General features: G+C 70.1%; 16 protein-coding genes and 1 riboswitch. Of the genes, 6 read left to right on the forward strand and 10 right to left on the reverse strand.

What is annotated here, in order from left to right:
* Positions 1 to 154: 154 nt before the first annotated feature.
* Positions 155 to 1,603 carry a hypothetical protein gene (locus QT196_RS18480; RefSeq protein ID WP_018092687.1) on the forward strand — a complete coding sequence of 483 codons (1,449 nt, stop codon included), beginning with the start codon at positions 155 to 157 and terminating at the stop codon, positions 1,601 to 1,603.
* A gap of 272 nt (positions 1,604 to 1,875) precedes the next feature.
* The gene (gene lhgO / locus QT196_RS18485) at positions 1,876 to 3,105 is read left to right on the forward strand and encodes an L-2-hydroxyglutarate oxidase (protein WP_290355261.1); all 1,230 of its coding nucleotides are present in this window, start codon (positions 1,876 to 1,878) and stop codon (positions 3,103 to 3,105) included.
* Positions 3,106 to 3,232: 127 nt separating this feature from the next.
* Here lhgO and QT196_RS18490 read toward each other — a convergent pair whose 3' ends face one another.
* Complete coding sequence (locus QT196_RS18490) at positions 3,233 to 4,492, reverse strand: PQQ-binding-like beta-propeller repeat protein (RefSeq protein ID WP_290355262.1); 1,260 nt, start codon at positions 4,490 to 4,492, stop codon at positions 3,233 to 3,235.
* A gap of 600 nt (positions 4,493 to 5,092) precedes the next feature.
* Between QT196_RS18490 and trmB the strand changes: the two genes are divergently transcribed.
* Both trmB and QT196_RS18500 read left to right on the forward strand, forming a co-directional pair.
* On the forward strand, positions 5,093 to 5,968 hold the full coding sequence (trmB, locus tag QT196_RS18495) for a tRNA (guanosine(46)-N7)-methyltransferase TrmB (RefSeq protein WP_290355263.1): 876 nt from the start codon (positions 5,093 to 5,095) through the stop codon (positions 5,966 to 5,968).
* A 28-nt stretch (positions 5,969 to 5,996) separates the two neighbouring features.
* A complete protein-coding gene (locus QT196_RS18500; RefSeq protein WP_168480162.1) occupies positions 5,997 to 7,265 on the forward strand; it encodes a PrsW family intramembrane metalloprotease in 1,269 nt (422 codons plus the stop codon).
* 42 nt (positions 7,266 to 7,307) lie between these two features.
* On the opposite strand, the gene QT196_RS18505 is transcribed toward QT196_RS18500, so the two are convergent.
* From QT196_RS18505 to QT196_RS18515, 3 genes are all read right to left on the reverse strand, one after another.
* Positions 7,308 to 8,243 carry a YDG/SRA domain-containing protein gene (locus tag QT196_RS18505; RefSeq protein ID WP_168480164.1) on the reverse strand — a complete coding sequence of 312 codons (936 nt, stop codon included), beginning with the start codon at positions 8,241 to 8,243 and terminating at the stop codon, positions 7,308 to 7,310.
* A 145-nt stretch (positions 8,244 to 8,388) separates the two neighbouring features.
* Positions 8,389 to 8,721 (reverse strand): hypothetical protein, encoded by a 333-nt coding sequence (locus tag QT196_RS18510; protein ID WP_290355264.1) that lies wholly within the window; start codon positions 8,719 to 8,721, stop codon positions 8,389 to 8,391.
* Between the two features lie 296 nt (positions 8,722 to 9,017).
* Positions 9,018 to 10,268, reverse strand: coding sequence for a helix-turn-helix transcriptional regulator (locus QT196_RS18515; protein WP_248001196.1), 1,251 nt, complete (start codon positions 10,266 to 10,268; stop codon positions 9,018 to 9,020).
* Between the two features lie 172 nt (positions 10,269 to 10,440).
* Here QT196_RS18515 and QT196_RS18520 point away from each other — a divergent pair, with 172 nt between their 5' ends.
* On the forward strand, positions 10,441 to 10,743 hold the full coding sequence (locus QT196_RS18520; RefSeq protein WP_168480168.1) for a hypothetical protein: 303 nt from the start codon (positions 10,441 to 10,443) through the stop codon (positions 10,741 to 10,743).
* Positions 10,744 to 10,807: 64 nt separating this feature from the next.
* Here the strand turns inward: QT196_RS18520 and QT196_RS18525 are convergent, their stop codons facing one another.
* Both QT196_RS18525 and QT196_RS18530 read right to left on the reverse strand, forming a co-directional pair.
* A complete protein-coding gene (locus tag QT196_RS18525; RefSeq protein WP_290355265.1) occupies positions 10,808 to 11,776 on the reverse strand; it encodes an aldo/keto reductase in 969 nt (322 codons plus the stop codon).
* Positions 11,777 to 11,888: 112 nt separating this feature from the next.
* The gene (locus QT196_RS18530; RefSeq protein WP_168480172.1) at positions 11,889 to 12,998 is read right to left on the reverse strand and encodes a M23 family metallopeptidase; all 1,110 of its coding nucleotides are present in this window, start codon (positions 12,996 to 12,998) and stop codon (positions 11,889 to 11,891) included.
* 11 nt (positions 12,999 to 13,009) lie between these two features.
* A riboswitch (cyclic di-AMP (ydaO/yuaA leader) is annotated at positions 13,010 to 13,164 on the reverse strand.
* Between the two features lie 284 nt (positions 13,165 to 13,448).
* Between QT196_RS18530 and QT196_RS18535 the strand changes: the two genes are divergently transcribed.
* Positions 13,449 to 14,585, forward strand: a complete 1,137-nt coding sequence (locus QT196_RS18535) for a DUF2332 domain-containing protein (protein ID WP_290355266.1) — start codon at positions 13,449 to 13,451, stop codon at positions 14,583 to 14,585.
* 16 nt (positions 14,586 to 14,601) lie between these two features.
* On the opposite strand, the gene QT196_RS18540 is transcribed toward QT196_RS18535, so the two are convergent.
* The 4 genes from QT196_RS18540 to QT196_RS18555 all read right to left on the reverse strand — a co-directional run bounded on the left by QT196_RS18540 (position 14,602) and on the right by QT196_RS18555 (position 20,809).
* On the reverse strand, positions 14,602 to 15,738 hold the full coding sequence (locus QT196_RS18540) for a PP2C family protein-serine/threonine phosphatase (protein WP_168480174.1): 1,137 nt from the start codon (positions 15,736 to 15,738) through the stop codon (positions 14,602 to 14,604).
* A gap of 1,489 nt (positions 15,739 to 17,227) precedes the next feature.
* Positions 17,228 to 18,658 carry an FAD/NAD(P)-binding protein gene (locus QT196_RS18545; protein WP_290355267.1) on the reverse strand — a complete coding sequence of 477 codons (1,431 nt, stop codon included), beginning with the start codon at positions 18,656 to 18,658 and terminating at the stop codon, positions 17,228 to 17,230.
* A 133-nt stretch (positions 18,659 to 18,791) separates the two neighbouring features.
* The gene (locus QT196_RS18550) at positions 18,792 to 19,928 is read right to left on the reverse strand and encodes an epoxide hydrolase family protein (protein WP_266737684.1); all 1,137 of its coding nucleotides are present in this window, start codon (positions 19,926 to 19,928) and stop codon (positions 18,792 to 18,794) included.
* Positions 19,929 to 20,113: 185 nt separating this feature from the next.
* The gene (locus QT196_RS18555) at positions 20,114 to 20,809 is read right to left on the reverse strand and encodes a DUF3159 domain-containing protein (RefSeq protein ID WP_290356679.1); all 696 of its coding nucleotides are present in this window, start codon (positions 20,807 to 20,809) and stop codon (positions 20,114 to 20,116) included.
* Positions 20,810 to 20,854 lie beyond the last annotated feature (45 nt).

Here is a 20,854-nt window from a genome sequence, read left to right on the forward strand (position 1 = left end):
TACCCGGAGCACATGCCAATTCCCGCACCCCTGTTTGAACACGAATCTCGCCATCCGGGACACCGACTCTTAACGGTCGGGATCCGGCGAACTACTCTGGGTGGACGCATGCCCCGGGGTACCGGGGCGGCCGTCGCTGTGTCGAGGGGTGCGCATGTCCAGGGATATACGCGGGCCGAACGAAAAGCTTGGCACCGTTCTCGCCCTCGCGGGTATCAGCAATGCCGGACTGGCGCGCCGGGTCAACGACCTCGGTGCGCAGCGCGGACTGACGCTTCGTTATGACAAGACGTCGGTGGCGCGGTGGGTCTCCAAGGGGATGGTGCCCCAGGGCGCCGCGCCCCATCTGATCGCGTCCGCGATCGGCAGCAAGCTCGGCCGGCCGGTCCCGCTGCACGAGATCGGGCTGGCCGACGCGGACCCCGCACCCGAGGTCGGCCTGGCATTTCCCCGCGATGTGGGCGCCGCGGTGCGGTCCGCGACCGAGCTCTACCGTCTCGATCTGGCCGGACGGCGGGCCGGCGGGGGCGGCATCTGGCAGAGCCTGGCCGGATCCTTCGCCGTCAGCGCGTACGCCACCCCCGCCTCGCGCTGGCTGATATCCCCGGCCGACAGTTCGGTGGCGCGGGAGGCGGCCGAGGCCCGGGACAAGGACGCCGCGGCGGCCGGTGACGCCGGGATCCCGCAGCACGTGGGCCACAGCGATGTCAGCAAACTGCGGGAGGCGGCCGAGGACGCGCGCCGCTGGGACTCCAAGTACGGCGGCGGCGACTGGCGTTCGTCCATGGTGCCGGAGTGCCTCCGGGTGGACGCCGCCCCGTTACTTCTCGCCTCGTACAGCGATGAAGTGGGCCGCGCGCTGTTCGGCGCGACCTCCGAACTCACCCGGCTCGCGGGGTGGATGGCCTTCGACACGGGCCAGCAGGAGGCCGCGCAGCGGTATTACATCCAGGCGCTGCGGCTCGCCCGCGCGGCCGCCGACGTCCCGTTGGGCGGCTATGTCCTGGCCTCGATGTCCCTCCAGGCGACCTACCGCGGCTTCGCCGACGAGGGCGTCGACCTCGCCCAGGCCGCCCTGGAACGCAACCGCGGACTGGCCACGGCCCGGACCATGAGCTTCTTCCGGCTGGTCGAGGCGCGGGCGCAGGCCAAGGCCGGCGAGGCGCGCGCCTGTGAGGTGGCGCTGAAGGCCTCCGAGGGCTGGCTGGAGCGCTCCCGCGGCGGCGATCCCGACCCCTCGTGGCTGGACTTCTACTCGTACGAGCGCTTCGCCGCCGACGCCGCCGAGTGCTACCGCGATCTGCGGCTGCCCCGCCAGGTGCGCCGCTTCACCGAGCAGGCGCTGTCCCGGCCCACCGAGGAATTCGTCCGCTCCCACGGGCTGCGCCTCGTCGTGTCCGCGGTCGCCGAACTGGAGTCCGGCAATCTGGACGCGGCCTGCGCGGCGGGCACCCGCGCGGTCGAGGTGGCCGGACGGATCTCCTCCGCCCGCACCACCGAGTACGTCCGCGATCTGCTGCACCGCCTGGAGCCGTACGGCGACGAGCCCCGGGTGGTCGAACTGCGGGAGCGGGCGAGACCGCTGCTGGCGGCGCCGGCTTAGTGTCTTGGCCGGGTCGGCTCGGCGTCGTGGCGGGGTCGGCTCGGCCGGGCCGGACGGAGCGGCTCGACACCGGCTCGGCACCGGCTCGGAGAGCGCCCGGAGCGGCTCGTCCGGCCACCCGGGCCGCTCCCGGCCCGGCCGGGATCATGCCCCCTCGGAGCCGCCCGATCGGCATTGTCAGTGCCGACCGTCATGATGGGATACGTCGTCGGCGATGATGCGCGGGTCTGTGGCGACGGGCCGGCCTGCGGTCATGCGGTTGGGGAGGTGCAGTGGCGGCGTACGACTGCGAGGTGCTGGTGATCGGTGCCGGCATCGTCGGACTCTCTACGGCGTACGCGATCACGCGTGCCGCGCCCGGCACGCGCGTGGTCGTCCTGGAGAAGGAGTCCGGTCCGGCCCGCCATCAGACCGGGCGCAACAGCGGCGTGATCCACAGCGGCATCTATTACCCGCCCGGTTCGCTCAAGGCCCGCTTCGCCCTCCAGGGCTCGGCGGAGATGGTGAAGTTCTGCACCGAGCAGGACATCCCGCACGAGGTCACCGGCAAGCTGATCGTCGCCACCGACCGCAGCGAGCTGCCGCGGCTGCACGGCCTCATCCAGCGCGGCCGCGAGCACGGCCTGCCGGTGCGCGAGCTGGGCCCCGCCCAGATAGCCGAGTACGAACCCGAGGTGCGCGGCCTGGCCGCCATCCATGTCGGCACGACCGGCGTCTGTGACTTCGGCGCCGTCGCCCGCCGCTTCGCCCGTCTCGCCGAGGACGCCGGCGCCCGGATCCGGTACGGCTCCGAGGTGACGGCCATCGGCCGCCGCCCCGGCCGGGTGGCGGTCCGTACGTCCGACGGCACGGTCCACCGCGCCCGCGCCCTGGTCAACTGCGCCGGTCTGCACAGCGACCGGATCGCCCGGCTGGCCGGCGACGCCCCGGGCATGCGGATCGTCCCGTTCCGCGGCGAGTACTTCACCCTCGCCCCGGACCGCGCCTCCCTGGTCCGCGGGCTGGTCTACCCGGTCCCCGACCCGGCCTTCCCCTTCCTCGGCGTGCATCTGACCCGCGGCATCGACGGCGCCGTGCACATCGGCCCGAACGCCGTCCCCGCCCTGGCCCGCGAGGGCTACGACTGGCGCACCCTCCACCCCGCCGAGCTGGCCGGCACCCTCGCCTACCCCGGCTCCTGGCGGATAGCCCGCCGCCACTGGCGCTACGGCGCCGGCGAGCTGCACCGTTCGCTGTCCCGGCGCGCCTTCGCCGACGCGGTCCGCCGCCTGCTCCCGGCCGCCCGCGAGGAGGACCTGCTCCCCTCCCCGGCCGGCGTCCGCGCCCAGGCCGTCCTCCCCGACGGCACCCTCGTCGACGACTTCCTCTTCGCCGACTCCCCCGGCATGATCCACGTCCTCAACGCCCCGTCCCCGGCCGCGACGGCTTCCCTCCCCATTGGGCGGGAGGTGGCGCGGAGAGCGCTGGGGCTGGTGGGGGCAGGGCAGCGCCCTACGGGCTGAGCACCCGGCGGCGTACGGCCCGTACGGCCCGTACGGCTGACGCAAACGGCTCCCGGCCTTCCGCTCGCCCCGGAAACCAGGAGAACGGAGAGGCCGGGAGCCGGAAGCGCCCGCGCGTCGGGGGCCGTCAGCCGATCGTGGCCTTGAAGGCCTGGATGCTGGACTTGTCGTGGTTGAGGCCCTCGCCCTGGATGAAGAGCGTGTTGGTGTGGCCGTCCCAGGCCAGCGACATGAGCTCCGGGGAGCCCAGCGCGTGCTTCGGGTCGTAGACCGTGCCCAGCACCTTCTCCTTGCCGTCACGCACACCGATCGAGACCAGCACCGGGTCCTGGCCGGGGGTGCCGGTGTCCGGCGCGTCGGTCACCGCGATCAGCCCCTCGGTGTCCAGAGCGGCGGACGCCGCGGACCGCTTCTTCCACAGCAGTTCGCCGGTCTTCAGGTCCACGGCAGCGATGCCACCGGAGCCGTAGCCGGACACCAGCACCTGCTCGTCCTCGTCGACGAAGGTGTCGCGGGGCTTGAGGCTCAGGTCCTTCAGCTCACCTGAGAGCTGGAAGGTCTTGTCCGGCTTCCCTTCCTTCGTATAGGTGGAGAGGGTGCCCTCGGCATCGATCACGTTGGCTTCTTCGCTCATGCGGATCGTCAGCGGCCGGTCGGACAGGATCTGCCCGACTGCCCGGCCGTCGCCCGTCACCGTCGAGTGGATGCCGCTGTACTCCAGGTCCTGGAGGGCCAGTTGCTTCTTCGGCTTCGCGTCGGAGCAGTCACTGCCCACGGCCCGGTACTGCGGGCTCAGCCCCACCGTGGTGGTGCAGTCGTGGCCGCGCGCGGTCAGCTCCCAGACCTTCGCGCCACCGGTGATGGTGAAACCGGCGTAGGTGTCCCCGATCGCGACGGCGACGACCTTCGAGTTCACCACCATCTGCGGGGTGTCCTCGGTGTTCCCGCCCTTGAGGTTCTTCGACCAGAGCGTCCGGCCGGTGTCCGTGTCGATGACGGAGAGGAAGGAACAGTCGTCGCCGCCCGCGTCGAAGACCACGGCGCCCACGCCGTCCTCGCTCGGTTCCTTGGACATGGCGCAGACCTCGCCCGCGCCCTTGGGCGTCTTGGCCGTCCACTGCTTCTTACCGGTCTTGCGGTTGTAGGCCCGTACACCCTGGGCGTCTCCGAAGACGACGTCGTCGTTGTTGAACCACATCGAGCGCAGGTTGTTCTCGCCCTGCCCCTCGCGGTCGGACGCGGGCGACGGCGCCTCCCACAGCCGCGGCATGGCATTCGCGGGCCGGTCCGCGGCCGGGTCCGCGGAGTCCTCCCCCGAGAGGAGGAAGTACCCGCCGACACCGGCCCCGATGAGCAGGACCATCACGATCACCAGGATGAGCGCCACGGGCGGCCCGCTCCGCCCCGCGCCGGGAGGCTGCCCCGGGCCGCCCGGGAACGGTGCCGCCACGGGACCGCCGGGAAACGGCGGCTGCCCCGGGAACTGCCCGGGTGCCTGGCCCTGCTGCGGGTACGGCGGCTGCTGGCCTCCCGCGTAGCCCTGAGGAGGCGGCCCCTGGGGCCGGCCTACGGGCGGCGGAAAGTGCGGGCCACCGGGTCCGGGCTGTCCCTGCGGCTGATACCCGGGGCCTCCCATGTACGGACCGGGCTGCTGTGCCTGTGACGGGACGGGCGGTGCGGGGTGGCCGGGTGCGGGCTGGCCCGGTGCGGGGTGGCCGGCGGGTGGGATTCCCGCGGCCCCCTGACCCGCCGGAGGCGGCCCCTGCGGATATTCAGCGTTTCCCTGGCCACCCTGCGACACGATGAACAGACCCCCTGGTTTGGTTTTGCCACGACGACCCCGCATCGTATGCACGCCGCTACTTACCGCGCCAACCTCCATTTCACCGAGGATTTCCCCCCTTCCGCCCCGCCATCGCCTGGGAAGTCTGGGTTCGCCGCCGGCCCCTCCGCCGCCTCCTGCCGCCCCCGTAGAATCGGACGCACTGTGTCCGAGAACCCCACCACTCACGCCCCCGCCGCCGCGGAATCAGACGCTCCGGAAGCCGTCCGGACCACCGCCCCCCGGGAACCCGCCGCTCAGGAAGCACCCGACCTCGGGGCCACCGCGGTCTCGGCCGCCGCCCCCCGGCGCGGCGAGCCGATGTTCCCCGACGGGACGGGGCCCGCGGCCGACCCCGCGGGCTCCCATCACGAGCGGCGGATCCGCTCCTTCCAGCCGCGCCGCAGCCGGGTCTCGCCCAGCCAGGCCGATGCGCTGCGCCGCCGGTGGGCGACCTGGGGACTGGACATCGACGGGCTCTCCCGTATCGATCTCGACGCCTTCTTCGACGGGCGGCCGGTCGTCCTGGAGATCGGCTTCGGCATGGGCGAGGCCACGGCACAGATGGCCGCCGCCGACCCGGACACCGGCATCCTCGCCTGCGATGTGCACACCCCCGGACAGGGCAATCTGCTCGGTCTCGCAGAGCGGAACGGCCTGTCCAACATCCGGGTGGCCAACGGTGACGCGATCATCCTGCTGCGCGAGATGCTGGCCCCCGCCTCCCTCGCCGGTCTGCGCATCTACTTCCCCGACCCCTGGCCGAAGAAGCGCCACCACAAGCGGCGCCTCATCCAGCCGGAATTCCTCGCCCTGGCGACGACCCGGCTCGCGCCCGGCGCCCTGGTCCACTGTGCGACCGACTGGGAGCCGTACGCCGAGCAGATGCTGGAGGTGCTCTCCGCCGAGCCGACGCTGGAGAACCTCCACCAGGGCTTCGCGCCGCGGCCGGACTTCCGCCCCCTCACCCGGTTCGAGGGCCAGGGGCTGGACAAGGGACATATCGTCCACGACCTCCTCTTCCGCCGCCGCGACACATAGCGCGAAGCCCCCTCGTTAGGGTCGATGGGTGTACCCGTCCCAGCCGCCCCCGTACCCGCCCCACGCGCCCGCCCCGCCCCCGTACACACCGCATACGCACCAGCCGGCCGCCGCGCATGCCCGCCGCCGGACGGCGCCCTGGCGCAGCAAGACCCTCCGGGCGGTCGCCCTGGTGTCGCTGCTGGCGCTCTCCGGCGTGATCATCATCGGCATGGTCCGCCAGGAGACCGGCACGGAGGGTTTCCTGGTCGGACTCGGACTGGCCGTCTTCCCGGTACCGCTCCTGGTGGCGGCGTTCTGCTGGCTCGACCGCGTCGAACCCGAGCCCTGGCGCAACCTCGCGTTCGCCTTCACCTGGGGTGCCTGTGCCGCCACCCTGGTCGCGCTCCTCGCCAACGGCTTCGCGACCGACTGGCTGGCCGCCAATATCGCGTCCACCTCGCCCTCCGAGGCCGAGGCCTGGGGTGCGACGGTGATCGCCCCGGTCGTCGAGGAAGTGGTCAAGGCCGCCGCCGTGCTCTTCCTCTACCGCTTCCGGCGGCGCGACTTCGACGGCATCACGGACGGCATCGTCATCGCCGGCATCACCGCCACCGGTTTCGCCTTCACCGAGAACGTCCTCTACCTGGGCAACGCCTTCGGCAAGGATCAGTCCCTGGGCCACTCCGGCCTGGACTCACTCACCGCCGGCACCTTCTTCCTCCGCATCATCGTCTCCCCCTTCGCCCACCCGCTCTTCACCATCCTCACCGGCCTCGCGTTCGGCATCACCGCCACCCGCTACCCCCGCCGCCGCGCCGCCCGCCGCGCCCTCGCCCTCCTCGGCCTGCTCACCGCCGTCCTCCTGCACGCCATCTGGAACGGCGCCTCCTCCCTGGGCGACCCCGGCTTCCTCATCGTCTACGGCCTCTTCATGGTCCCCGTCCTCATCACCCTGACCTGGCTGGCGATCTGGGCCCGCAACCAGGAACTGCTCTCCCTGCGCGGATACCTCGCCCCCTACATCACGGCCGGCTGGCTCACCCCCACCGAACCCACCGCCCTCTCCTCCCTCAGAACCCGCGCCCTGGCCCGCGACCTGGCCCGCCGCACCCAGGGCCCCGCCGCCGCCCGCGCCGTCACCGAATACACCACCATCGCCACCGCCCTCTCCTTCCACCGCCGCCGCGCCCACCTCATGGGCCCCACCCCGGACTTCGCCAGCCGGGAACGGCATCTGCTGACGCATCTGCGGGAGTACCAGGCTTGGGGGCGGGGGGCGTTGGTGGAGGCTTGGGGGGCGCAGCAGGAGCGGTAGGGCCTGCCGCGCGCGTAGCCGTACGGGCCTCAGCGGGCCGTCCTACTCGGTGAATCGCTCAGCCCAGCGCGCGCGATGCTGACGCACGCAGTCCACCTTGACCTGGTGTTCCTTGGCCATGGTCAAGGCCCCTACGAATCGCTGTGTGAGGCCATCAAACACATCGAGATCATCACTGAGCTGAAGCGCTCCTCGATCAAAGAGGGCATGGCAGTTCGCACAGAGACAGAGCACATTCCACAGTTCATCCGGGCCACCGTGGGGTTTGCCCAGTGCATGGATATGAGCCGCTTCGCTATACGCCTCGCCACCGGGCGACACCACCAGTCGGCAATCACAGATCTGACAGGTGTTGTCGTAGATCTCCTTCACCCGCCGGGCCACCTTGGAGTCACGGATCAGCCGCTCGTACGCGACGATTCGACGCAACTGCTCTTCGGTGGTGGTGTCCGCACTCTCCCCCGGCGAGACGGGGTGCGGCCGTGCCGACTCCCCCGGTGCCAACTTGAGCAGCCGGAACTGACAGACGCGGAAACCTTCCTTCCCGACTGTCGTCCAGTGCTCCGCGACGCGAAACAGCCCGCAGTACTCATAGCCCCCCGTCGCACGGGGTCGCTTCTTTCCCCGAATTTTTAGACCGCGTACCACTCGCACCGGGTGCCCCAGTCCCTCATTGAGCAGCAAGCCGGCATTACCCGGCGCCGCCAGGGATTGGTCTGCGTAGAGGCGACCGGTATCCCTGTCGCGACCGCCCTCACCTGTGTAGATGATCTCTTGCTCGCCGTACTCATCGTCGATATACCCGCCGGAGAGAACGATGGAATCGACGCCCTCATGCGCGGTACCAGAGATGCCCTGGCCAGACCGACGATGGACACCGGCTGCGTGCAACTCTGTGTGTCCCGCGAACCACTGCCCCTCCTCGACGTCCTGCGGAGGGCCAAAACGGACTGGGTTGGATGACCGCGCCTTCGCCATAGCCGAATCCTGTCAACCCATCGCCTCCCATGGCGCGCGCCTCCAGGGGGTGTGGTCAGCACCACACCCCCTGAAGGGCTGCCTAGAAGGTTCGGCTAGACGCTCAGGCCTTCAGCGGCTCATCCGCCATACGGACACACCTGCGTTATTCAGTTCTGTTGCCTCGCCCTCCAGCCTCCGCTGCCTCATCGCCACCATGTGCGGGAATCCTGGCGCCACGGCTTTCAGCAACGCGTAACGCGTCGCTGAGGGCCTCTGTCAACCGGCGGACGAGGAAGCGAAGTTCATGGTGCGTGACCTTGCTGTCATTAAGCAGTTCGCGCGCGAAGTCGAGAAGGTCGCTTCCCATGTCGAGCTGCATCTGCTCCATATCGTCAGCAAGGCGCGACAAGAGCCCTGTCCCGTCGGTGGACAGGTAGCAGGGGTGGCCCGCTGAGTTCGGCCAGGGCAGCAGACGCAGCAACTGCCGAACACTCATCAGCCCGCCCCCTTCATGGCGCAGCGCGCTCCGGCGCCGGTGTCCACGTGACGGGCAATGACCTGTACGTCCCGTCGTCGCGGCTGTAGTGGCCTGCGCCGACCCGATGGAGGTAGCAGTGCCCGCAAAATGGGTTCGAAGATTCGGGCGATACAGTGCGACACGTTGACCTGCTTTCTCAGGTTGGCCCTGCCCCCGGACCGTGTGGAGCGGTCGCGGGGGTCTTCGTACGGTCAGGCGAGACTGACCGTACGGCCATCTGGAGAGCGTCAGGGGCACAGTTTGTACCCCTTCATTTATGCGGCCAACGCACCAATCTTCACGGCGAGTTCGCTTGCCCTACGCCGTTGCGCTGGGCTCCTCGACTCGGTCTCTTCCAAGACGATCCGCCGCGCGTATCCGTTGTAGCGGATGGTTTCGGGAGCGGCCTGGTGGGCCTTGTCCAGAACTGCCAGAGCAGTTTCGGCCTGGCCGTCGAGGTAGTAGCCACGCGCCTCTTCAATACGGTGGCGAGCGCTCCGCGGCCGCGACGGGATGAGCGTCACGTCTGCGGCAGCGGCTTGTCTGACGCTTTCACCGCCTGCGTGCAGCTCCACGGCTACGGTCACCGCGTGAGCACCCATGATCGCCCTGGAGAACGAGGTCACGGGGTGGAAATAGTTCGCGGGAAGTCGCCCTGCCATGGACCGCGCGACATCCCAGTAGCGCCAGGCGGTGCCGGCGTCTCCTCGTCGGGCCGCGGTATATCCGGCCTCGAAGTTCAGCGCCCCCGTGATGGCAAGTACGTCATCGTCGGCTTCAGGAAGGAGGGGTTCGAGGTAGCGGAGAGTCGCCAGGTTTACGGCGTCGGCGGCGTCGTAGTGCGCGGGACCACTGTCGCGATGTGCCTGTGCCGCAAGCCACGCCGCGACGCCGATGGTGTGTGGATCCTCGGATTCTTGCGCGGAGACCAAACCGCGCTCCACTACCCGCCACAGCAACGGTGCGTCAGATTGGTAAGCGAGGAAGAACTGGCTGAGGCTGTAGACCTCGGACAACACGGACTGTGCAGCCCTTCTTTCCGTTCCCGACTCCGCTTGAGCCAAAGAGGCTTGAGCGTCGCGGATGAGGCGCGGGAGCAGTTCGCCGATCACGTCGCGGTGATGGGGAGCAGAGTGTCGGGCCTGCCACGCATGGGCGATGCGGTACTTCAGATGTGCGGCGGACGGGGCCTGGCGCACGGTCGTCAGCGGGTACTCGTTGAGGGCGTCCCGTACGTGCGGAAGGCGGGCGTGGCCGGGACCCGCGAAGAGCGAGATCGCCGTCGCGTGCTCACCAACGAGATCGGCAAGGTTCGGTACGCGGAGAGCCTCAGCGATCCGCAGAACCATAGGGAGCTTCGGCATCTGGAGCCGTCCCCCCTCAACTTGCTTTACCCAGCTCGGCGACTTGCCCAATAGCCCAGCAAGGACGGTCCGGCTCATGCCGCGGCGGAGGCGAAGCACCTGCATTCGCTGGCCAAACGCGATCGGCTCGTAAGGCAGTTCCGGAGTAGCGTCAGATGACACGTTCGGCCCCTCTCTGCACACTCAACGTCACTGCCAGCGTACGTGTTCAGCATGAACTCGTTGCCGTGCTTGCCAAGTCACAATGCTGCGGCACGCCCCTCTGCCGCCGATGGTGCGACGTAGAGTCAGCAGAAGAACAGGCTCAGTTGTTTGATTGCAGAAGGGCTTAGTGATGGCTGGTATTCCGACCGCAGCAGTAACCGCCACCGGCCTAGTAGGCGGCTACGCCGTAGCCCGCTGGACCAAGAAGCGCCCCCTGGGCGGAGTGGCACTGGCGGCGGCCGGGGCCGTGGCGGCGCGGGAGTGGCAGCGCAAGGCGGGGAATGTGACGGCGGCCGCGTTGAGCGGGGTGTACGTGGCGGCGTTTGCCGGGTCGCATCCGTTGGCGAAGAAGATCGGGGCGTGGCCTTCGGTGTTCGCGGTGGCGGGTGGGGTGGCCGCTGCGTCGTGGGCCGTGGTGGATCGCCGGAAGTAGGACGGAGGAGGGGGAGGAAGCGGGCGGACGGTCGCGCTTCGCTCTCTCCCCCTCAGGGACTGGGTCAGGCGGAAGCCTCGTCCAGCAGCTTGAGTTCGTCCTCCGTAAGCGCCACATCCCCCACCGCCAGCAGAGCCGGGAGTTGGGACACCGTCCGGGCGCTCGCGATCGGCGCCGCGACGGTGGGCCGGCCGGCGAGCCAGGCCAGGGCGACGGTGGCGAGTTCGGCCCCGTGGGCGGCGGCGACGGTGTCGAGGGCCTGGAGGACGCGGCGGCCGCGGTCGGTGTCCACGTACTTGGCGGCGCCTCCGGAGCGGGCGCTGTCGACGTGGGTCCCCGGGCGGTACTTGCCGGTCAGGAAGCCGGAGGCGAGGGCGTAATACGGCACGGCGGCCAGGTCGTGGCGGGCGGCGACCTCGGCGAGTTCGCCTTCGTAGGTGTCGCGGGAGACCAGGTTGTAGTGGGGCTGGAGGGCGACATAGCGGGCCAGGCCCTCGCGGGCTGAGCAGGCCAGGGACTCCTCCAGGCGCTGCGCCGAGATGTTGGAGGCGGCGATCTCGCGGACCTTGCCGGCCCGGACGAGGTCGTCGAGGGCGGTGAGGAACTCCGGGACCTCGACCGACTCGTCGTCGTAGTGGGTGTAATAGAGGTCGATGTAGTCGGTGCGCAGACGGGTCAGGGAGGCGTCGACCGCGGACTTGATGGTGGCGGGGGACAGGCCCTTGTAGCCGGGGAGGGCGCCGACCTTGGTGGCTATGACGACCTCGGAGCGGTTGCCGCGGGAGGCCAGCCAGTTGCCGATGACGGTCTCGGATTCGCCGCCCTTGTTGCCGGGGACCCAGTGCGAGTAGGCGTCGGCGGTGTCGACGAAATTGCCGCCGCCCGCCACATACGCGTCGAGGACGGCGAAGGACGTGGCTTCGTCGGCCGTCCAGCCGAAGACATTGCCCCCGAGGGACAGCGGGGAGACGGAGAGCGAGCCGAGGGGCTTGCGGGTGCTGCGGGCGCCTGGGGTGCTGTGTGTCGCGGTCATACGTCGTTGCAGCGCCGGGGGAAGAGGAGTTATTCCTTCCTCTTCCCCCGAACGACAACTCCCCTCGGGCCCTTACGGGTTGAGGGTGCAGTTCAGGCTTCGAGGCCCTCGGTCACACATTGAGCCCATGATCGCGCAGCCACGGCATCGGGTCGATCGGGTCGCCGGCGCCGGGGCGTACCTCCAGGTGGAGGTGGGGGCCGGTGACGTTGCCGGTGGCGCCGACGCGGCCGATGACGTCGCCGGTGCTGACCTTGCCGGAGGTCTTCACCATCGAGGAGAGGTGGCAGAACCAGAGTTCGGTGCCGTCGTCGAGGGTGAGGACGATGCGGTAGCCGTACGAGCCGGCCCAGCCGGCCTGGGTGATGGTGCCGGAGTGCACCGCCTTGATGGGGGTGCCGGTCGGCGCGGCGAAGTCCTGTCCGGTGTGGTCGGCGGCCCAGCGGTCGCCGGCCTGGCCGAAGCCGGCGGTGAGCGTGTAGGAGGACACGGGGGTGATGAAGCTCTTCGCCAGTTTGGCGAGGCGTTCGGCCTCGGCCTTCCGTCGGGCCGCTTCCTCCGCCTTGCGCTTGGCCTCCATCTCGGCCGCCTTCTTGGCTGCTGCGGCCTTCTCGGCCGACTTCTGGTGGGCGGCGGCTTCCGCTGCGGCCTGCTGGACAGCGGCCTTCTCGGCGGCCTCGCGGGCCTCCTGCTCGGCGGTGCCCTGCTGCGCGTCGGCCTGCTGGAGGATGCGGCTGCGCAGCGCCTCACCGGCGCCCGCGGCGTTCCCCGTGTCCGCGCCCGTCCCCATGGAAGCGGCGGTGGCCGTGCCGTCGGCGGGAGCCGAGGCGGCGTCGGCGGCCGCGGAGCCGTCGTCGGATATCAGGTCGCCGATGCCGGGAAGCTCCTTGGCATCCGGCAGTTTCTCGGAGAGGTCGTCGGCCATGCCGCCGACGTCGGGCATCGAGATCGGCACCGGCGGACGGCCCTCGGCCGAGGCCATGCCGCTCGCGCCGACCGCCGCGATGACGCCGACACCCAGGACGGTGCCGCTGCGGGCGAATCCGCCGCCGCGCTGCTTGGCGACGCGGTGCTTGCCTCGAACGGAACGGGTGGATTCCTCGGTGGGATTCCATTCCTCCCACGGTCCGTCGCCGTCATCGACACCGGGGCCGGGGAAGGCACCTCGGTCATCGAGCTCGTAGGCGGACGGGTCCACGGGGGTAGGCCTGTTGGACGCCACGGGGGCGCACTCCTTTCCTTCCTTCTCGCCTACCGGGTTAGCTGACGGGTTCGGAGCAGGAAGGTCTCCTACGGACGCCCACTGGCGGAGGGCGTCCGATTCACCCCAAGGAAGTGGTTCCCCGGTTCCCTAGGTGCAGTTCGAAGTGCTTGGGGGTGCGTGAAAAGCGCGTGCGGGATTCGGCGTCGGCGCGCGGTGCCGCCTCGGGCGACGGCTGGGACGACCGCGCTGCGTTATCGGACAGTAATAGAGACGGCGACCGAATTCCAAGCGTTCCCACGAATCCGTATGCGCTCCGCGCAAGCCGCCGCGCGGCCTTTTCGGCCAGCAGGGCAGCAATCCGGGCGAGTCGGCCCGCCACCTCTAAACGATCTCCCGCGGATTGTGTGCCAGTTGTTATGCACAGGGGTGCCCCTCAGTTACGGAGGGTGAGAGCAGTAACGTCGGATCATGGTCGTCAACGTCGGGAACACCGGGAACGCCGGACGGGCTGCCGGTAACGCGTGGGGAGTGGCGGAGCGGTACCGGGAGTTCTCCTGGTGGGAGGCGCGCGGCCGGTCGGACGCACACGAGGAGCTGAGCGCGCGGATCAGCCAGGACCCGGAGTTCTGCGATCTGCTGTCCGGCTCGCTGCCCGCCGGCAGCAAACAGCAGCCGGACCTCCTGCTCGCCGCCGTCCGCTACCTCGACGGCCCGCACGCCGAAATGGGCCCGCGCGGTGCGGCCGCGTACGGGCGCTGGCGCGAGTGGACGATCCGGCACTGGGACGAGGTGCGCGCGGTGATCATGCAGCGCGCCGCCCAGACCAATGAACCGGCCCACTGCGCCCCCCTGCTGCCGCTGCTCGCCCGTCTGCCGCAGCCGCTGGCGCTGCTGGAGGCCGGCACGTCCGCGGGGCTGTGTCTGCACCCCGGCCGCTACCGCTACCGGTACGAGGCCGACGGCGAGGACGGCGCGGGCCACCGGGCGGGCGGCGTCCTCCGGGCCGAGCTGGGGGCCCCGGAGAGCCCGCTGGTGTTGACCTGCCGTACGGGAGGGGCGGCCGACGAGCTGCCCGAACGGCTGCCGCAGATCGTCTGGCGGGCCGGCATCGACCTGGACCCGCTCGACCCGGTGGACGAACGGGACGATCTGCGCTGGCTCCAGGCGCTCGTATGGCCGGGCGACGAGGAACGCGCGGCCCGGCTGTCCGCGGCCGTCGACGCGGTACGGACGGCGCCGCGGCCGCGGATGGTGCGCGGCGACCTGATCGACGAGCTGCCCGCGCTCGCCGCCGAGGCACCGCCCGAGGCGACGCTGGTCATCTTCCACAGCGCCGTGCTGCCTTATCTCCCGCCCGCCCGCCGCGAGGAGTTCGTGCGCCTCGTACGGTCGCTGCTCGACGGGCGGCCCGGCGGCGGCCACTGGATCTCCCACGAGCACCACTCCGTGCTGCCGTGGATCACCGACTCCGCACCCCACGCGCCCCGCCCGGACGACACCCTGCATCTGACCCTCGCACTCGACGGCCGCCCGGTCGCACTCACCGGCCCCCACGGGCAGAGCCTGCACAGCCTCTCCGGCGCGAGGGACAGCCTGCGGCGCTGAGCGGGCTCGGGGCCCCCTACGCCCCCATGGGCCGCTGCACCGCCAGCAGCGCCATGTCGTCGGCCGGCGCACCGCCCGTATGCCGTGCCACATCCTCGACGAGGGTGTCCACGAGGACGTCCGGGCCGGGGAAGCGGCAGCCGCGCAGTTTGCCCGACGGGTTGTAGTAGCGGCCGAGCAGGTCCCGGGCCCCGGTCACCCCGTCGGTGAAGAAGAGCAGCAGGGCCCCGGCCGGGAAGAACGACTCGTCCGGCCGGTCCGGCCGGCTCGCCATCTCGCCCAGCCCGAGGGGCGGCGCCGGCGCCTCGGGGAGCAGTTCGCGCAGCCCGCCGTCCGGGGTGAGCAGCAGCGGGGACGGGTGCCCCCGGTTGAGCACCCGCAGAACGGACTGCCCGTCGGCGGGGATCTCGGCCAGTACGGCAGTGGTGAACCCCTCGGCCTGCTCCACCCCCTCGCACCGCCCGCCCTCCCGCCGCAGCGCCCGCTCCAGCCGGCCCGCCACCGCCCCCAGGGTGCGCTCCTGTTCCGCCGCCTCACGGAAGGCGCCGATGACGATCACCGCGGTCCGCACCGCGTCCAGCCCCTTGCCCCGTACGTCGCCGACCAGCAGCCGTACGCCGTGCGGGGTCTCCTGCACCGCGTAGAGGTCACCGCCGCTCCGGTCCGCCACCCGCGCGCCCACATAGCGGGCGGCGATGGCGAGCCCGGCGAGCCGTTCGGGCGGCGTGGGCAGGACGGCGCGCTGGGCGGCCGCCGAGACGTCCTGTATGGCGGCCGGGCGGATGTCGGCGCTCCGGACGACCCGGTTGATGCCGACGGCCGACAGGGCGACAACAAGGACCAAGGCGGTCTCCGTCACCGACTCGCCGTGGTCCTGCGCGGCGCCGCTGCGGTAGAGGACGACCCAGATCTCGCCGAGCACGGCGGCCAGGGCCGTGAGAACGGTGCCGCGCAGTGCGTAGAGCGGCGCGGCGACCAGTGGGGCGGCCGAGAAGAAGGGGGCGGCGGTGTATCCGGCGGGCGTCCCCACGCCGAAGGCGACGCCGCCGACGATCAGGAGGACCGGAAGCCGGCGCACCAGCAGTCGGCCGGACCACACCAGCCGGGCACGGCGCTCCCCGTCGCCCTCGGGGGGCGCCTCACCTCGGAGCATCCGCACCGGCCTCGCCCCACTCCCGCCCGTCCGTACGGGACCGTCGTGCCGGTCGCCTCGACGTCCCCAGGCTTGCCGGTACGGGCCGGGACGGCGACTCGTCGGGGGCCGGACGGGTCACGGGACCGGCCGGGGGAGGCAGCACGCGGGCGGCCGAGGAAGCCCGGGCGGAAGCAGCGGCCGCCGCGCCCGCCTGAAGTCCCCCAAGCTCGTTCCGGTCAAAGGCACTTGAGGCCCGCCCCACACCCCGCTCACGCCCGAGGGCCCGGACCGCAATCGGTCCGGGCCCTCGGGGCACTCCATCCGGCGGACGGTCTCGCCGTCCCGCTTCTGGTGGGCCATCAGGGGCTCGAACCCTGAACCAATGGATTAAAAGACCCGACGAACCTGGGACCGACGGTCCCAGGTAGTCCACCGGAGTCCAGTTCTCCCTGGTCACAGCACCTACAGCTGACGCCAGGTCCAGCGCCGGACCGGCCTGTGTCACGCCGTCCGCTCACGCATCGCTCACGCATGGCGGACGGCTGACCAGGCATTCGGCGCAGCGCCTTATCCGTAGGTATCGCAAGTCAGGCAGCGACGGGTCGCCACTCGCCCGGTGTTGCCCTCGGTGGCTCGCAGCGGCTGCGACTCCGAGATGCGGGACCAGGCATCGGGATCGGGGCCGGCCACCCAGCCGAACTTCGGCCCAGCGATTTCGCTGTCGGAGAGGTGGTTGCAGCCGGGCAGGTGGGCGTTCCCCGCGGGCGACACGATGATGGCGTGGGGCGGCTGCCCGGGGCGGCTGGCCTGTTTCGGTGCTTGGCCGCCAACCATGCGAGGAGCCACACCCTCGGACGGGCAGGCGCACCCCGCCCCGATGATGAGATCACAGCGATCGCAGCGCTGTTCCGTCACGGCCTGTCGTCCTCTCCTGTCGGATGCCCGGCTCCTCACCCAAGTCCCGTGAGACGAGAGCTGGTGAAGTCGGATCACCATCCCACCTTCCTCAGCCCCAGTCCGGCGATTGCTTCGTGTGCCTCCGGAACCCTCTGCCGCCCCCGTAATGACTGGTTGCCAAGCAGCTTTGGCCACGCGACGCGGACCTATCCTGTGCCCTGAGCTTGGGAATCAAGGGGGCATGAGTGCTCGATATGGTCTCTGACCTGGGAAAACGATGCTGAGTCCGCCTGTTCGGGAGGGCTCTTGAGCACCGTTTATGACCGTTGTTGACCGTGCTGGAGGGCACGGTTGGGGCACGAGGCGGTAGGTGCGATGACAGGACCGCCCCGACGGCGGCCAGCGGCCGCCACCGGGGTGGACAAGACGAAGCAGCTGACCGTGACGGCCAGATCGCGCATCCACGGCTGGACCAGCAGCGACTTCCTGAGCTGGTCGAACAACTGCAGAGATCACACCTGGTCGAGGCCGACCGTACCGGACCGTGTGGGTCGCCCCTCGCCTGCGTCAGATCTTCAATTCGGCGCGCAGGACCGCCCGGTGACGGTGGTCAGTTCGCTGCCACTGTCACTGCCACGGTCTGGTCCTCGTGTGCCAGCAGTTGCTGCAGTTGCTTCCTCTCGGCGTGCAGGCCCTCGAAGAGCGCGGTCCGCAGTTCGTCGGGGAGCGAGCCGATCGAGTATTTCGTCAGACGCGATGCGTCGCACCATTCGAGGAGCCCACGGTCCGCAAACCACCGCAGGAGCAGGTCATCGAGGTGCGCACTGCTGCGGAGCCAGTCCAGGGCGGTGTTGGGGTGAGGCGCGGCGACGCATATCCGGTTCTTCTCGGCGTCGTCCTCATATGTTGCCTCGACGTGGGCGGCGAAGGCGGCGCTGAACACCTGCTGGCACGGGACGAGCGTCTGCAACGTGATGCGGGAGCCACTGAACATCGGCACCACCGGCCGCGCCTCGAGGCCGTCCGCGGTGCAGTCGATGTAGAGGGTTCCGGGGCGGGCGGGGACGGTCGCCCCGCCGAGTTCCACCGTGTCGGCGCCGATGCGCCGGACCCTGCCGTGGCGGACGATGTCGGTGATCCGCCGGAGCTGTTCGAGTTCGGTCCGGCTGACGGTCGCGCAGCGATACGCCGTCGGCGTGACGTCGGAAGACAGCCTCAGCAGGAGGCCGCCGGCTTCCAGCCGCTGAAAAAGCTCCTCGACCGTGCGGGATTCCAGCACCGCGCGGATGCGAGCGGTGAACGACTCGGCGTCGCTCGCGGCGGACTCCGGTCCGGGCTGGATCTGAGCACGGTCGAGCAGCCACGAGTCGCGCGGCATGATCCAGGTGATGCCGGACGGGTCGACGCCATGCTGCAGAAGCCACAGGCACGCGTCGATGCCCGTCTTTCCCGCTCCCACCACGGTGTAGTGCGATGCCTGCTGCTCCAGGGCCGGCAGCTGGTTGGGGGTGATCAGCCGGACCCCGGAAGCCACCTCGTACTTCGGCGGGCACATCGCAGGAACCGTGACGTTCATGTAGGTGGCGTCCACGGTCCGCCGACGCACGCGGATGTCGAACTCGCCACCGGAGACGAGGGAGTGACACCGCTGGACATCCGGTCGCGCGGGATCCGCGCCGTCGTAGTGGGACATGGGGAAGTACGAGACACGACCGCTGGGCAAGAGGGTTTTGCGCATCACCTGGTCGAAATAGGTGAGGATCTCATCGGACGACGCCAGCTCGTGGAGTCCCGCGTTCCAGCCGTCCTGGTCCACTTCGTCTGTTCCCAGTTCACGGGAATTGACGCCGTAGAACGACGAAGGCTGATGCAGCCGCACGAACGGGTAGGCGACCGTCCAGTGGCCACCGGGCCGACCGTAGCGATCGACGATGGCCACGGTCGCGTCCGTCTCGGTCAACAGAGTGTCGGCGAAGGCCATGCCCATGGCTCCAGCCCCGACGATCAGGTAGTCAACCTCGATTATTTCCCGCTCTGACAACGTATTTCCTCTTTCTGGTGTGGGTGTGGAATTCGCCATCGCGCTGGCACAACGACGTTTTCGTCGCCGCTCACCAGTGCGTTTTTCTCCGCCGATTGCCCGTGCCTGCACGGCAGGACAGCGGCCCGTCTCGTCAGGACTCGCGTCCGAAGGCGGCTCGCAGTTCGGAGACGAAGAGGTGCGGAACCTCAAGGGAGGGGAAGTGCCCGCCACGGTCCAGGACGTTCCAGTACCGCAGGTCCTCGAAGCGCGCCTCGACCCAGGCGCGGGGTGCTCGGAACGGCTCCTTCGGGAACCTCGACACCGCTGACGGGACAGTCACCGGACGCCAGTTCCGGGGCGGGAGGCTCTCCCAGTACAACCGCGCCGACGACGCGCCGCACGCGCCGAACCAATAGATCGCAGCGTTGTCCAGGAGCCGCTGACGGGACACCGCGTTCTCGGGGTGCCCGTCGCAGTCGGTCCACCCCTGAAACTTCTCCACGATCCACGCGAGTTGCCCGGCCGGGGAATCCGTCAGGCCGTACCCGAGCGTCTGGGGGCGCGTCGACTGCACAGTCATGTACCCGCGCTCGGCCGCCAGCACTTCCCTGGCCGCAGCCAGGTCCGCGCGCTCGGCGTCGCCGAGATCGTCCTCGGTGAACCCCGAGGGCGGCTGGACCGGCGGCATCGTCGTATGCAGCGCCTCGACACGGTCAGGGTGCCGGACTCCCAGTGCCGTCGTCACGAACGCACCCCAGTCGCCGCCCTGGGCAAGGAAACGTTCATAGCCGAGCCGGGTCATCAGCTCGGCCCAGGCATCGGCAATACGCTCGATCCCCCAGCCCGTCCCGGCCGGCTTGTCGGAGAAACCGAATCCCGGCAGCGAAGGCGCCACCACGTGAAATGCGGGTTCACCGGCCGGCGGATCGGCCAGCTCGTCGAGAATATCGAGGAACTCCACCACCGAACCGGGCCACCCGTGAGTCATCAGCAGGGGCCGCGCATCCGCACGAGGGGAACGGACGTGCAGGAAATGAATCCCCAGCCCGTCGATCACCGTGCGCCACTGGCCGCGGTCATTGAGCTCGGCTTCGAGCCGGCGCCAGTCGTACTCCTCCAGCCAGTAACGGCACAACTCCTGGACGTAGGAACGCGGAATCCCCTGTGACCAGTCATCGACCGTCTCGCCCTCGGGCAGCCGGACACGACGCAAACGGTCGCGCACATCCTCCAGCTCTTCGTCGGAAACGCCGAGCACAAAGGGCGCGACGGTATCGGAATCAACCACAATTACTCTCTCCCCCGCATCGCAGACACAGCGGCGATGCGGTCGTTGGGTTCTTGCATTGCCAGAAGCCGCTTTTGTGAATGCGCGGCCCAAAGGAGACCGGAGTGGGTTAGCTCGCGCATACCCGTAGGCCCCGCCCCGACGTCAGGAAGCCGGCGACGTCAGGCCCGACGCTCGGCGACGATCTACTCCACCGCGGGAGTTGGCGCATCCGGCGCACGGTGAACGGGCCGGTGAGCAGCCGCCGGAACCAGGTGCTCTCCGGCGGGCCCCTCAAGATGAACTTCAACCGTCATACGGTCGTGACTGCCGCAGCGGTGCCCTCCAAGGACACGTCGGTAGACGCGCCAACCCAGCAGTGCGCCGAGCGCGATGACAATCGGCCCGAGGACATCGACCGCGCCGAGGGCGACGGTCTGGCCGGACAGGAACAGCGGGATCTGGATCGCCAGCATCTTGAGATTCCCGGCGAGGACGACCAAGTTGCCTCTGGTGAGGGCCCGGCGGCGCACCCTGCACCGCCGCCAGCCGGTCCCTTCCTTCGTGATCAGCCCCACCACCACGCCCATCGGCGGCCATCCGAGCAACAGCATCACGGCCGACACCACGGCCATCACGGCGTGCAGCATCAGACTCGGCAGGAAGAAGCTGGTGGCCTGCCCGGTCCCTGCGGCCAGAGCACCCGCGACACACACGAGGCCGAGAGCCGCGAGGGCGCCCCACACAGGCTCTCTGCGCGCCGCTCGGTAGACGCAGACCGCGGCCCCGGCCGCGAGGGCAAGTGCCAGCGCGACGGCAAGCCGGTGGGAGAGCGCGAAGCTCAGGGTGAATCCGAAAACGGGCACAACATTGATCACTGCATTGCGTAGCCGATGGCGCATGGCGGACCGGATGGCGTCCTCACCACCGGCTTCGCCGTGTACTGC

Origin of the sequence: Streptomyces sp. P9-2B-2, assembly GCF_030406865.1 — a bacterium.
Lineage (GTDB): Bacteria > Actinomycetota > Actinomycetes > Streptomycetales > Streptomycetaceae > Streptomyces > Streptomyces platensis.